Below are 13,572 nucleotides of genomic sequence, written 5' to 3' on the forward strand. Positions count from 1 at the left end.
AGTTCTCCAACAAAAAAGCCGGCGCAAGCCGGCTTTTTTAATTAGACAATGAGTGTGGTTATTTGCCTCTTCCGCCGCTCGTACTAATGCCTTTAGTGACGGTAATGTGTGATTCGCCATTGTTTCCGGCCGCATCTTCCGCGATCGCGGAGATGATGTGGTTGCCGCTGCTCGCTTTGCGGGTGTTCCAGGTACAGCTCAATGAGTTCGTATCGGTCGTTGAGCATAGCAATCCGTTGTCAACAAACAAAGCTAGCTTTTTTACGCCTATATTGTCACTACCTGTGATTTCAACTTTTACAGTACCGCTTACGTTACTGCCGTTTTCCGGGTTGAAAATGCTGACCGTAGGTGGTGTAGTGTCCTGGACGACGGGTTGATTAACGACATTGACGGTTAAACCTTTTGAGGTCGCTTGGTTTCCCGCTGCATCTTGAGCGACAGCTGTGAATACCGCGCTACCATCGGCAACCGTTGTCGAATCCCAACTAAATTGGTAAGGCGCGGTTGAGTCCCTGCCTATGAACTGTCCGTTTGCGTACAGATCGACGCCTGTTACCCCCGAATTATCCGAGGCGTCAACCTCGATCAACACATTGCCACTGACGGTTGCATTATTTTGCGGCGCAAAAATACTGACAGCGGGTGCTTGTGTATCAACAAAAGTGGTTTGCTTCGCTAATTGCACAGCCGCCGCCGCATCGACTCGGCCCCAGCCAAAGTATTTATGCCAGTCCGTGCCTGAAATTGGATCGTGAGCCGATTTTTCCAGTACGGTTTCCACTTCATCCGGTGTCAAATAGAGGTTTGCGGACATGATCAAGGCTACAACGCCGGCCGTTGCGGGACTCGCAAAGGATGTGCCCGAGGTGTTTGCGTATCCGCTATTGGTGTAGGTCGTATAAATGCCGGTTCCCGGCGCAGACACGTCGACGTTGTTTCCATAGTTCGAGAAGCTGGATTTATTGTCGTTACTGTCCGTCGCGGCCACGGTAATCATATAGGGGTTGTCGCTATAGCCGCCATCCGCGTTGGAATTGCCTGCAGCGACTACGGTCACGCCCCCTTTGTTGCGGAAATACTGAGCGGCATCGTTCAGGAGATAAGCGCCAATAGATACATCGTAACTCATGTTGACAACATCGGCCCCATGATCCGCGGCCCACAAGATCCCGTTGGCCAGTGAACTCCATTGCGCGACGCCATCCGTCGTGTTTGAAACGCGCACCGGCATAATCTTTGCGCCCCAGGCCACGGACGAAACGCCGGTGGCATTATTGCTGGTTGCGGCAACAACACCGGCAACACTGGTACCGTGCCACATGATGGGCGAGGTATCGTTATTGTTGCTGACCACATTCCAGCCGGGAACCAGATTGCCAACTAAATCAGGATGATTGGCTTCAACCCCGGTATCCAAAATCGCGACGATAACACCTTCACCAGTGGCGGCATCCCAAGCATTGGGGGTTTGCATTTTGGGCAGATGCCACTGCCTGGAATAGCTCGGATCGTTTGGGGTTGCTGAGCTGAGTTCAACCAGCATGTCTTTTTCCGCGTATTCGATATTCGGGTTATTTAACAATGCCTTGATGACTGCGTCTTCCGCTTGAGGCGGTACTTCAACCACATGCGCGTTGATTTGATTGAATCGCGCTTTTGAGCGTCCGCCGCCTGCTTTCAATATCCGCTCGAACTTGTCTTCGTCAAGACCGGCGCGCGGCTTAACGATGATTTGACCTTCCACCCATTTTTTTTCAGGAAAATCTGACTGGCTTTGTGCGCCGGCTTGAGTAAAAGGGATCATCGCAGAACACACGAGTATCGCTGATACCGGCGTGCTGATTGATTGTTTGAAACGAGTTGTGATGTTTTGACTTCTTCGGCTATTAGAGTGCATGAGTTTACTCCTAATAAAAACGTCCGAAGGAGTTCCTCGAAGTTGAATATAAACCGGCATGATCTTTGACTTTCTGCCAATTTAGCAATCCCACTGTCATAGGAAGTACTCCGTTAGACTGGAAACTTTGCGTCGCCACCTTTCGATGGTTTTGCCCTTTTAATATTTTCGATTGACTGAAGCGTCAAAAAGTCTTTTGGATGTTTTTTCCGCCTCGGTTGAAGGAAAGTTTATGAATTCCGGAAAAAATTGATGTGACAGGCTTTGCGAAAAATAATTTAGGAAAGTCATTTTGTTATTGTTGGTGTGTCTTTTGGTGATTTGTTGCTCAATTTGGAATAACGATGTGGAAATGCGAGGGCCGGCAGGTGTTTTGACAACGGCGAGGGATTGCTAATAGCGTTGTGACTATATTGTAGTTGAAAGTGACCGGTTGTGGGTGCTGCGGAGTATTAGGGTTTTATTAAAAACGCTAACGAATTTTTCGATGAATCCGATGTTTGGCCGCTTCGGCGCTGGTACTGGCTTTCGGGAAAAACGGGCTAATTCAATGACCTGATATTGCCAAATATCGCGAAATTGTATCGCGGATGCGTTGCCTTTCCGCTTCATCATCAATGGTCGAGTTATCTCGGTCCGTAATGTAAAACATGTCTTCCGCTCGGCTGCCGATTGTGGTGATTTTAGCGTCATGCAATTGGATATCGAGTTCGTTGAATGCGCGGCCAATCGTTGAAAGAAGGCCCGCGTAGTCGGTCGTGATCAATTCGATGATTGAATGTTTGCTGCTAGGGTCGTTTAAAAATGTGATGCTGGTTTCGATTGGAAAGTGCTGTGCTTGACGGGACTGTTTGTGGATATTTATCGAAGCTTTTACTTCTTTACCGATCAGTCCTCTGCGTAAGGTATCGCAGATATGTACTTCCCGGTATAAGTCTTTAATGGCTTCTCCGGATTGTTCCAGAATCTGGAAGCTATTTAACACATATTGATCTTCCGTGGTGATGATGCGGGCGTCTAGGATCGTAAGCCCCAAACAATCCAGAGTACCCGTGCAAATGGAGAAGATATGCTCTTCGTTGCGAGTGTAGACAAACACTTCGGCGCTTCCCCGTTGTGTCTGTGGGCGTAGCAAAACCAGTGGCAGTTCTTCTTCGGAGCAGGCGGCGATGGCGATGGTGTGCCAAGCAATTTCGTCAATCGAATAGCGCAAAAAATAGTTATCGCTTAAATGCTGCCAGGACTGTCTGATAGTCGCTTGCGATACGCCGAGCTTAATAAGTTCTTTGCGCGCGTCTTTACGGTTTTCGCTGATGCGCTCTGATCGTGCTTCCGGATTATGTAAGCCGCGGTGCAGCGCTCTATGAGTGGCAATGTACAGCTCTTTTAGCAATGCGTCTTTCCAGCCGTTCCAAAGGCTGGGATTTGTGGCGCGGATGTCGGCGACGGTCAGTAGGTACAAGTAATTCAAATATTCGATGCTGCCGACTTGTAAGGCAAAATGGTGAATGACTTCCGGATCGCTAATATCCTTGCGTTGCGCCGTCATCGACATCAGCAAATGATTGCGGACCAACCACGCGACTAGCTTAGTGTCGTGCTTAGGTAGGTTGTGTTGCCGACAGAACTCGCGAGCGATCGTTTCGCCAAGTTCTGAATGGTCTCCGCCCCGGCCTTTTGCTATATCGTGGAACAGCGCTGCTATGTAAAGTACGTCCGGTTTCGGGGTTAGTAGAAAGATATTGTTACAGAACGGCAATTCCTTGCTGTGTTTGTCCAAGGCGAATCGGCGCAAATTCCTGATGACGAACAGTGTGTGTTCGTCTACGGTGTAGATATGGAACAGATCGTATTGCATTCGGGCAACGATGTTGGCGAAGTCGGGCAAATAGGCCGGTAATACGCCGTAGCGGTTCATGCGCTTTAACTGGTGCGTGACGCCTCGCGGTTGGCGTAAAATTTCCATAAAAATGCGGTTCGCGTTTTTATCGTGGCGAAACTCTTCGTCGATCAACGGCAGACTTTTTCGAATCAGGCGTATGGTGCTGGCGCGAATACCTTTCAACGATGGAGACTGTTGAAGAAGTAAAAATATTTCCAGTAGCGCTAACGGCCGGTTTTGAAATACATTATCGGCGCTCACTTCAAGATAACCGGCGATCGATGAAAAATTGGCGGTTATCGGGATTGGCGTGAGATTTTCTTTATTATTGATCAGGCGTTCATTCAATAATTGCAACAACATTTCATTGAGTTGTTCGATATTGACGACAGTCTTAAAAAAGAATTGCATGAAACGTTCGACATCGGGCTGCCCTTCGGTATCAATGAAATTAAACAAGCGAGCTAAGTCGCGCTGATAATCGAATAAAAGCCGATCTTCGCAGCGATTGGTTAAGGTATGAAGTGCGAAACGCAATCGCCATAAAATGTCTCTGGCAGAAACCAAGTTGTCATATTCCGTTTTAGGTAAGAAACCATACTTGATTAACTCCCGCAGGGACCCCGCGTTATAATGATGTTTGAAAACCCAGCCAACGACTTGAATGTCTCTCAAGCCGCCCGGGCCTTCTTTGATGTTGGGTTCTAGGTTATATGCGGTGTCGTGAAATTTGCTGTAGCGCTGTTCCTGTTCATCCAATTTTGCCAAGAAAAATCGTTCGGATGACCACAACTGCGTGTTGGCGATTTGTCGTTTTAATTGTTTGAAAAGCTTTTGATTGCCGGTGATTAAACGCATTTCCAGTAAGCTGGTGAAAATGGTTTGGTCTTGTCCGGCAAAAGCCAAGCATTCGCTGGTGAAGCAAGTTCTAAGCCCCGGCTTTAGGCCGATATCCCATAGAAAGTTGCCGAAATTAGATAGACTGTCCTGAATGTTATCGGAATAATTCTGATCCAGGACCATCAGTATGTCGATATCCGAATGAGGGAATAATTCGCTTCGACCGTACCCGCCTGTAGCAATTAATGCTTGCTTCCCCGAATCGCTCGTCAAAAAATGCTTCCAGACGGCGGATAGTAAATCGTCGATAAACTTCGCTTTTTCATGCAGCAGATCAACGGGGGAACGGCTAGGGTCGAAACGTTGTTTTAGTTGTTGGTTTTTCGTGGCAATAGCGTTTTTAAAGCGGCCGATGGGACTTGGTTCTAACAAATCTTTACGGAATTCGGCTTCAGTAAACAGATACTGATTCAACGTTCTTCCTGGCGTAATGTCAAAATTTCGTATCCGTAGTCAGTCACAAGAATCGTGTGTTCCCATTGTGCTGATAGACTGTGATCCTTGGTGACCGCAGTCCAACCATCGGCCAGAATTTTCATATGTCTTTTGCCTATGTTGATCATCGGTTCAATGGTAAAAATCATGCCTGGCTCGATGACGGCTCCTTCACCGCATTTGCCAAAATGCATGACGTGAGGTTCCTCATGAAAGTTTTTGCCTATGCCGTGACCGCAAAATTCACGTACGACAGAATAGCGATTGCTCTCGGCATGTTTTTGGATGGCGTGACCGATGTCGCCAAAATGGCCGCCCGGTTTGACTTGCTCAATGCCGAGGAATAGGCATTGTCGAGTAATTTCTATCAACCGTTTGGCGTGTGGGCTGACGTCGCCCACGCAGAACATTTTACTGGTGTCGCCATGGTAGCCGTCTTTTATGACGGTAATATCGATATTGACGATGTCACCATTCTTTAATTTTTTCTGGCTAGGAATGCCGTGGCAAATTTGATGATTGACCGAGGTACAAATCGATTTCGGATAACCGCGATAATTGAGCGGTGCTGGAATCGCTTGTTGTTCGTTGACGATATAATCATGACAGATTTGATCCAGTTCATCAGTGCTTATGCCCGGTATGACATGAGGCGCGATCATTTCCAGTACTTCGGCTGCCAGTCTGCAGGCGATTCGCATTTTTTCGATTTCTTCGGCAGTTTTGATAGTGATGCTCATTAGGCGGTTAAATTTTGCTGGTTTTTGTTGGCGATAACGATCGGATTATTGCCCATATTGTACGCAGTCTATCAGACACTGAGTGTTGTTGTGAAATCGCAAACATGGTATAAAGCTCAATTCACTATATTTAATACTCACGCCTGTCGACACGATTGATGGGGTGCCGGTTTGGTTTGTTTAACAAGTCCGGTCATCTTTCGGGACAGTGCGGAGGCGTAACCCATCGCCGAACAATTCGGCAAAATCTTAGGAGATCTGTAAATGGCAGCAGTGTCAATGCGTCAAATGTTAGAAGCGGGTGTTCATTTCGGACACCAAACCCGATATTGGAATCCTAAAATGGCTTCCTATTTGTTCGGCGCCCGTAACAAAATTCATATTATCAACTTGGAACAAACGCTTCCAATGTTCAATGATGCGATGAATTATCTCGGTCAAATGACCGCAAACAAGGGTACGATTTTGTTTGTCGGTACCAAAAAAGCGGCTCGTAAAGCAGTAGCGGAAGAAGCGAAACGTTGCGGCATGCCTTATGTCAACCATCGTTGGCTCGGAGGCATGTTGACCAACTTCAAGACCATCAAGAAATCCATCAATCGTTTAAAAGAGCTGGAGGCGATGAAAGCGGACGGTTCTTTGTATCAAAAATTTAGCAAGAAAGAAGCTCTGGGAATGGAGCGCGAGCTGGAAAAATTGGAACGTAGTTTGGGTGGGATCAAAGACATGCGCGGGATTCCTGATGCGATTTTCGTTCTGGACGTCGGCTATGAGAAAAATGCCGTTATGGAAGCGAAGAAGCTCGGCGTTCCTGTTGTAGGCGTTGTCGATTCGAATAACTCTCCTGACAGTATAGATTACATCATTCCCGGTAACGATGATTCGATTCGAGCGGTAACCCTATATTGCCAAAGTGCTTCAGCAGCAATACTGGAAGCGAAGGCCTTGCGTATGGACGCGGGTACAAAATCCGACGACTTCGTAGAGGAAGTGGTAGCGGAAGCGTAAGTTTTTGCTGTCCGGCCTATACGCATAGGCCGGATCTGCTCGAGCTTTCAAACTAAGCTCGGTTTCGGTTTTTTTAAACGCCTCCTTTGTGAGGCGTTTTTTTAGTTAATAAACTTGAGGAAAAAGTAATGAGTATCAGTGCGGCTATGGTGAAAGAACTGCGTGAACGTACGGGTTCCGGCATGATGGAATGTAAGAAAGCGTTGGTCGAAGCTAATGGTGATATGGAATTGGCTATCGAAAACATGCGAAAAGCGGGATTAGCAAAAGCCGATAAAAAATCGGGACGTATCGCGGCTGAAGGCGTTATCGGTGTTAAAGTTTCCGATGATAATAAAGTCGCCGTGATGGTCGATGTAAATTGCGAAACCGACTTCGTGGCTAAAGGTGACGACTTTTCCGGATTCGTCAACGATGTTGCTGCTGCGCTGTTAGATGCAAACGTTGAAACCGATGAAGAGGTGCAAAATCTGACTTTAGCCAGCGGCAAGACCGTTGATGAAACCCGTCGCGCTTTAATTGCTAAATTGGGCGAAAATATTACGGTAAGACGAGTACAAAAATTTACCGCGGCAGAAGGCGGTCAAGCCTGCTATTTGCATGGCAGTAAAATCGGCGTTATCGTAGAACTGGCGAAATATGACGCGGAACTCGGTAAGGACGTCGCCATGCACATAGCCGCTAGCAAACCAATGTGTATTTCTGCTGAGCAAGTTGAGCCTGAAACTATCGAAAAAGAGAAAGAAATTTTCTTGGCGCAACAAGAAGAAAAAATGAAAGGAAAACCGGCGGATATCGTCGAAAAAATGATTTCCGGCCGCATTAACAAATTCTTGGCGGAAGTTACTTTGAAAGGCCAAGCCTTTATTAAGGACGATAGCAAAACCGTCGCTCAGCTTTTGAAAGAAAAAGGTAATTCGGTTGTCCGTTTCGCTCGCTTCGAGGTAGGCGAGGGTATCGAGAAGAAAGAGGAAGACTTTGCTGCGGAAGTGATGGCGCAAGTAAGAGGCTAAAACTCTTGAAATAACCCGGTTTCGACCGGGTTTTTTCTATATGGAATTGATTGCGTTAAATCTCGGCCGTGGATACTTCGATTATGAGTCAGACTATTTGTAAAAGAATTTTGCTTAAATTGAGCGGAGAAGCGTTGATGAGCGAAAAGGGGGGAAGTATCGATCCCGATATCGTTCAACGTTTAGCGCAAGAGGTTAAAGATTTATGTGATGCCAATATTCAGGTCGGTTTAGTGATCGGTGGAGGCAATATATTGCGCGGTTCGGAAAAAGCCTCCGAAGGATTGAATCGGGTCACTAGCGACCAAATGGGCATGCTGGCCACGGTCATCAATGCTCTGGCGATGCAGGATGCGTTGGAGTATTTAGGCCAGCCTGTGCGGGTTATGACGGCACTGAAAATTAACCAGGTTTGCGAAGATTATATTCGCAGACGTGCCGTGCGGCATCTGGAAAAAGGCCGGGTGACGATCTTTGCAGCCGGCACGGGTAATCCGTTTTTTACCACAGATACCGCGGCGAGTCTGCGCGCTATTGAAATCGATGCCGAATTGATGATTAAGGCGACCAAAGTAAAAGGCGTCTATTCCGCCGATCCTAACAAAACGGCCGATGCCGTATTTTACCCGCGTTTAACCTATGACGAAGCGATAGATCAAAGGTTGAATGTTATGGATACCACGGCTTTGGTGTTATGCAGGGATAATAATCTGCCCATGCGGGTAATGAATATCTTTGAGCCCGGAGCGGTGATGCGTTTGATGCGCGGTGAAGATATCGGTTCTCTAATCGTGAGGAAATAAAATGATCAGTGATATTCAACAAGATGCGGCAGCGCGTATGGCGAAAAGCATAGAAGCGTTGCAAAGAGCGTTTACTAAAATCAGAACAGGAAGAGCTCATCCTAGTTTGTTGGATCAAATTACCGTCAGCTACTATGGTGCCGAGTCGCCGTTGTCCCAAGTCGCCAATGTCTCGGTCGAGGATGCCAGGACTTTGAAAGTAGTGCCCTGGGAAAAAGGTATGGTTCAAGCTATCGAAAAGGCTATCATGTCGTCCGGACTGGGTTTGAATCCGGCAACTCAAGGTACCGTTATTCGTATTCCACTGCCGGCATTGACGGAGGAGCGGCGTCGGGAACTGGTTAAAGTGGTAAAAAATGAAGCCGAGCAAGGCCGCGTCTCGATTAGAAATGTTCGTCGCGATGCAAATGCTTCGATCAAAGAGGCTTTGAAAGAGAAACTAATTTCCGAAGACGACGCACGTCAAGCCGAAGAAAAAATTCAAAAATTGACGGATCAATATATTAAAGAAGTCGAAAAGTATCTCGAAGAGAAAGAAGCCGATTTACTGTCAATGTAAACTTTATTGAGGATAAACATGTCGGACCAGCTTGGCAGCAAGATGATAGCGAATGGCGATAACCCGCGACATATTGCCATCATTATGGATGGCAACGGCCGTTGGGCACAGAAACGGATGATGCCACGAATCATGGGCCACCATGCCGGCGTTAAAGCGGTTAGAAACATTGTTGAATATTGCGCAAAGGAAAACGTTGAAGTTCTGTCGCTGTTTGCCTTTAGCAGTGAAAATTGGCGGAGGCCGAAAGAAGAGGTTAGTTTGCTAATGGAGCTCTTCATGAGCACCTTGCAAACTGAAGTTGATAGATTGGATAAGAACAACATACGCTTGCGCATTATTGGAGACAAAAGCGCATTTCACGATCAGTTACAAGTCAAAATCCGGGAAGCGGAGCAACAGACCGCGGGTAATACCGGTTTAACTTTGGTGATAGCCGCTAATTACGGTGGACGATGGGATGTTGCGCAAGCGGTCCGAAAGATCGTTGCCGGTATCAAAGCCGGCGAGATCGACGAACAAGCCATCAGTGAACAACTGATTAGCGAGCATTTAGTCACTGCAGATTTGCCCGAGCCGGATTTGTTCATTCGGTCGGGCGGAGAAGAGCGCGTTAGCAATTTTTTGCTCTGGCAACTAGCGTACACCGAGCTTTTCTTCACCGACGTGTTATGGCCGGATTTTAATCGGGCGATGATGCAACAAGCCATCGATAGTTTTAAAGGACGCCAGAGGCGCTTTGGCCATACCGGCGAACAAATTATTGATAAACGTATTCTGTAGAAATTTTCATAATCATAATAACTAGAAAGCAAAACCATGTTAATACAACGCATTATAACGGCTTCGGTGCTGGCGGCCGTTGTCATTCTCGCAGTATTTGAACTGCCGGCGAGTTATTTTTCATTATTCATCGCTGCCGTCACGTTAGGGGGGGCGTGGGAATGGTTATCGCTGACCAACATCGAAAAAATCACCCAAAAAATTTTGTTTTTTGTGGCATTGGTTATCCCCATGTTGGGAGTGAGCTACTGGACCGTGTTATTAGAGCTATTAAGCGAAGCCATGGAATGGCCGGAAATCAAAGATTATTCAGACGCATTGGAATGGTTTGTCATTGCGCCGGTATTGTTTTGGTTGTTGGCGATGGTCGTGATCAGACAGGCGGCGCCGCAATTGTTGCAAATGGAATTTAAATCTTCGTTTCAAGTATTCGTTGGTTGGTTGGTACTGTTGTCGGCCTGGATGTTTATGAGTAAATTGCGGGCCTATTATGGTTCAGGCATGGTGCTGTATTTATTTATTTTAATTTGGGCGGCCGACATAAGCGCTTATTTCGCCGGAAAAAAATGGGGCAAGGACAAATTAGCTCCGGAAATTAGCCCCGGAAAAACAACTCAAGGCATGTATGCGGCATTAATTTCTGCTGTGGTTTGCGGAATGGGATTTTGGATTTACGGCAAGCTGACCAGCCAGGATTCCGGTGAATCCGTGGAAGAATCGCTCAGATTTTTAGATGAGCTGGTGTTTACCGATATGTTGGTATTGTCGGTTTTTACCGTATTAGTGTCGATATACGGAGATTTGTTGTTCAGTTTGGTAAAACGGCGTAAAGGAGTTAAAGACAGCGGAAACTTGTTGCCAGGCCACGGCGGCATATTGGATAGAGTTGATAGCCTGATTGCTGCCGCTCCATGTTTCTATGCCGGTATTTTGTTGATAGGTCGGATTTTCTACTCATGAAAGGTATTTGCATACTTGGAGCCACCGGCTCGATCGGTGTTAGCACGCTGGATGTCGTGTCGCGTCATCCCGATCAATATCGCGTAGTCGCGTTAACCGCCAACGGTAATATAAATACCTTGTTCGAGCAGTGTCTGGCGCATCATCCGGAATACGCTGTGGTGGTGATGGAAAGCCAGGCGGAAGAATTTAAACAACGCATCGCCTCGTCAGCCGTGGCCGATATTAAGGTGCTGGTCGGGCCGGAAGCTCTGCAGCAAGTTGCGACGTTGGATAATGTCGATGCGGTCATGGCGGCGATTGTTGGTGCTGCGGGCTTATTACCCACACTGGCGGCAGCTAAAGCCGGTAAAACCGTATTGCTGGCAAACAAAGAAGCGTTGGTCATGTCCGGCCAAATCTTTATGCAGGCCGTCAACGATTCCGGGGCGGTTCTGTTACCAATCGATAGCGAGCACAATGCGATTTTCCAATGTATGCCGGCAGGCTACACGACAGGGCGCAGAGCTGAGCAGGCTAGAAGGATCTTATTAACGGCATCCGGCGGGCCGTTCCGTAAAACGCCTCTCGAAACATTGCCGAATGTTACGCCGGATCAAGCTGTCGCCCATCCGAAATGGGATATGGGGCGGAAAATTTCGGTCGATTCGGCAACGATGATGAATAAAGGCTTGGAACTGATCGAAGCCTGCTTATTGTTCAATATGAACCCTGATGATATTCAGGTCGTCATTCATCCACAGAGTATCATTCATTCGATGGTGGATTACGTCGACGGCTCGGTACTGGCGCAGATGGGCAATCCCGATATGCGTACGCCGATTGCTCATGCGATGGCCTGGCCGCAGCGGTTCGATTCCGGCGTAATGCCGCTGGACATATTCGAAGTGGCTCATATGGAGTTCGAGAGACCGGATTTGCAGCGTTTCCCTTGTTTGCGCCTGGCATATGAGGCCATCAAAGCGGGCGGCATTATGCCGACCGTATTGAACGCGGCGAATGAAATTGCTGTCGAAGCTTTTTTAAATGAAAAAGTAAGATTTACCGACATCGCTATCATTATCGAACGTAGTATGGCCCGGTTCGGACCGGATGATGCCGACAGTTTGGAACTGGTATTGCAAGCGGACCGCGAAGCACGTGAAGTCGCGAAAAACGTGATTAACTCTTTAGTAGGCTAATGGAAACTCTGCATACCCTATTTTATTTTAGCGTCGCGATCGCGGTCCTTGTCGCGTTTCACGAACTGGGCCACTTTTGGGTAGCCCGTAAAATGGGGGTCAAAGTGATCCGTTTCTCGATCGGCTTTGGCAAAAAACTATGGTCCTATCAGAGATCGCCGGAACAAACCGAATTCGTCATATCCGCCGTGCCGTTGGGTGGTTATGTCAAAATGGTCGACGAGCGCGAAGGCGAGGTTGAACCCGCCGATCTGCCGTACGCATTTAATCGGCAGTCGGTAGCGGTCAGGACGGCCATTGTTGCCGCCGGTCCGTTGTTCAACTTGATACTGGCCATGTTTTTATTCTGGCTCGTCATGGTGATAGGCGAGCTTGGCATCCGGCCCATCTTGGGGAAAGTCGAAAGTGGTACCTTGGCAGCGGAGGCAGGCTTTCAAGCCGGCGATGAAATTCTTAGCGTGAATCAAAAGTCCACCCCCACTTGGACCTTGGCGCTGGATGAGCTGTTCTCAGCCGCTATCGGCGGGGAAAGAGATATCGTAATCGATGTTAAAACGGTCGATGACGAACAGAAATTTCGGGTAATCAATCTTCAGGATGAGGATGTAAAAAGCCCGGAAGTTCTGAACGAACGCCTTGGATTTAAGCCATGGATGCCGAAAATCAAGCCGATTATCGGTAAGTTGCTGGATAACGGTTCTGCAAAACAGGCAGGATTGCAGGCCGGAGACTTAATCGTGAGTGCCGACGGCCAGCCGATCACTGAGTGGCAACAATGGGTCGAATTTGTGCAAGCAAGGCCCGAGATCCCTATCCATGTCGTTGTCGAGCGCAACGATGTAAGAACAGAATTGCAACTTACGCCTCGTAAAGAAGAGCAGGAAGACGGCAAGGTGATCGGCAAAATCGGTGCCGGAGTAGAAATACCCGACGATTTGATGAATAGCATACAGATCGAATATTCCTTGACACCGATTGCGGCTATTCCCGCAGCTTTTCAACGAACTTGGTTTTACGCCGTCAGCACGTTAAAAATGATCGGTAAAATGTTTATCGGGACCGCCTCGGTCGAAAATTTGAGCGGACCTATCAGTATCGCTCAATATGCCGGACAGTCGGCCCAGATAGGTTTTACCGCCTTTCTAAAGTTTTTAGGATTGGTTAGCGTTAGTCTCGGCGTATTAAATTTGCTTCCCGTGCCGGTTTTAGACGGCGGGCATTTGCTATTTTACGCCGTAGAAGCAATTAAAGGCAGTCCGGTGCCTGACCGCTTGCAATTGTATTTCCAGCACGTAGGCATGTTTTTGCTGATTTCATTGATGGCGCTCGCCCTGTTTTTGGACTTGGGCCGGTTGATTCATTAGTGTTGAACAAATCCTTGTTTTCTAAGTCCATCCCATTCATTCAC

Annotated in this window: 10 protein-coding genes, 1 pseudogene and 1 riboswitch; of the genes and pseudogenes, 8 read left to right on the forward strand and 3 right to left on the reverse strand. The window is 47.6% G+C overall.

Features of this window, described 5'->3' with window-relative positions; genetic code table 11:
• Positions 1–58 precede the first annotated feature (58 nt).
• The 3 genes and pseudogenes from ACW73I_RS15955 to map all read right to left on the reverse strand — a co-directional run.
• Positions 59–1,900 carry a S8 family serine peptidase gene (locus ACW73I_RS15955; RefSeq protein WP_458030415.1) on the reverse strand — a complete coding sequence of 614 codons (1,842 nt, stop codon included), beginning with the start codon at positions 1,898–1,900 and terminating at the stop codon, positions 59–61.
• Between the two features lie 80 nt (positions 1,901–1,980).
• A riboswitch (cyclic di-GMP riboswitch) is annotated at positions 1,981–2,066 on the reverse strand.
• Positions 2,067–2,447: 381 nt separating this feature from the next.
• On the reverse strand, positions 2,448–5,096 hold the full coding sequence (glnD, locus tag ACW73I_RS15960) for a [protein-PII] uridylyltransferase (RefSeq protein ID WP_458030416.1): 2,649 nt from the start codon (positions 5,094–5,096) through the stop codon (positions 2,448–2,450).
• A pseudogene (map, locus tag ACW73I_RS15965) lies at positions 5,093–5,863 on the reverse strand (type I methionyl aminopeptidase); the annotation flags it as partial. The gene glnD and the pseudogene map, both read right to left, overlap by 4 nt.
• Before the next feature lie 258 nt (positions 5,864–6,121).
• Here map and rpsB point away from each other — a divergent pair.
• The 8 genes from rpsB to rseP all read left to right on the forward strand — a co-directional run bounded on the left by rpsB (position 6,122) and on the right by rseP (position 13,528).
• A complete protein-coding gene (gene rpsB, locus ACW73I_RS15970; RefSeq protein WP_458030417.1) occupies positions 6,122–6,865 on the forward strand; it encodes a 30S ribosomal protein S2 in 744 nt (247 codons plus the stop codon).
• A 128-nt stretch (positions 6,866–6,993) separates the two neighbouring features.
• The gene (gene tsf / locus ACW73I_RS15975) at positions 6,994–7,878 is read left to right on the forward strand and encodes a translation elongation factor Ts (protein ID WP_458030418.1); all 885 of its coding nucleotides are present in this window, start codon (positions 6,994–6,996) and stop codon (positions 7,876–7,878) included.
• Between the two features lie 83 nt (positions 7,879–7,961).
• Positions 7,962–8,681 (forward strand): UMP kinase, encoded by a 720-nt coding sequence (pyrH, locus tag ACW73I_RS15980; protein WP_458030419.1) that lies wholly within the window; start codon positions 7,962–7,964, stop codon positions 8,679–8,681.
• 1 nt (position 8,682) lies between these two features.
• Entirely contained in the window at positions 8,683–9,240 is a 558-nt protein-coding gene (gene frr, locus ACW73I_RS15985; protein ID WP_458030420.1) for a ribosome recycling factor, read from the forward strand.
• 18 nt (positions 9,241–9,258) lie between these two features.
• A complete protein-coding gene (locus tag ACW73I_RS15990; RefSeq protein ID WP_458030421.1) occupies positions 9,259–10,023 on the forward strand; it encodes an isoprenyl transferase in 765 nt (254 codons plus the stop codon).
• 36 nt (positions 10,024–10,059) lie between these two features.
• Positions 10,060–10,983, forward strand: a complete 924-nt coding sequence (locus ACW73I_RS15995; protein WP_458030422.1) for a phosphatidate cytidylyltransferase — start codon at positions 10,060–10,062, stop codon at positions 10,981–10,983.
• Positions 10,980–12,164: a 1-deoxy-D-xylulose-5-phosphate reductoisomerase gene (gene ispC, locus ACW73I_RS16000; protein ID WP_458030423.1), complete on the forward strand. Its 1,185-nt coding sequence runs from the start codon at positions 10,980–10,982 to the stop codon at positions 12,162–12,164. Before ACW73I_RS15995 ends, ispC begins: the two co-directional genes overlap by 4 nt.
• The gene (gene rseP / locus ACW73I_RS16005; protein ID WP_458030424.1) at positions 12,164–13,528 is read left to right on the forward strand and encodes an RIP metalloprotease RseP; all 1,365 of its coding nucleotides are present in this window, start codon (positions 12,164–12,166) and stop codon (positions 13,526–13,528) included. Before ispC ends, rseP begins: the two co-directional genes overlap by 1 nt.
• Positions 13,529–13,572: the final 44 nt, after the last annotated feature.

Source organism: Methylomonas sp. MgM2 (genome assembly GCF_054172045.1).

What these genes read in the sequence shown, in the direction of transcription:
- ACW73I_RS15955 (WP_458030415.1), bottom strand. Translation starts at nt 1,900, where the DNA reads ATGCACTCTAATAGCCGAAGAAGTCAAAACATCACAACTCGTTTCAAA.
- rpsB (WP_458030417.1), top strand. Translation starts at nt 6,122, where the DNA reads ATGGCAGCAGTGTCAATGCGTCAAATGTTAGAAGCGGGTGTTCATTTC.
- tsf (WP_458030418.1), top strand. Translation starts at nt 6,994, where the DNA reads ATGAGTATCAGTGCGGCTATGGTGAAAGAACTGCGTGAACGTACGGGT.
- pyrH (WP_458030419.1), top strand. Translation starts at nt 7,962, where the DNA reads ATGAGTCAGACTATTTGTAAAAGAATTTTGCTTAAATTGAGCGGAGAA.
- frr (WP_458030420.1), top strand. Translation starts at nt 8,683, where the DNA reads ATGATCAGTGATATTCAACAAGATGCGGCAGCGCGTATGGCGAAAAGC.
- ACW73I_RS15990 (WP_458030421.1), top strand. Translation starts at nt 9,259, where the DNA reads ATGTCGGACCAGCTTGGCAGCAAGATGATAGCGAATGGCGATAACCCG.
- ACW73I_RS15995 (WP_458030422.1), top strand. Translation starts at nt 10,060, where the DNA reads ATGTTAATACAACGCATTATAACGGCTTCGGTGCTGGCGGCCGTTGTC.
- ispC (WP_458030423.1), top strand. Translation starts at nt 10,980, where the DNA reads ATGAAAGGTATTTGCATACTTGGAGCCACCGGCTCGATCGGTGTTAGC.
- rseP (WP_458030424.1), top strand. Translation starts at nt 12,164, where the DNA reads ATGGAAACTCTGCATACCCTATTTTATTTTAGCGTCGCGATCGCGGTC.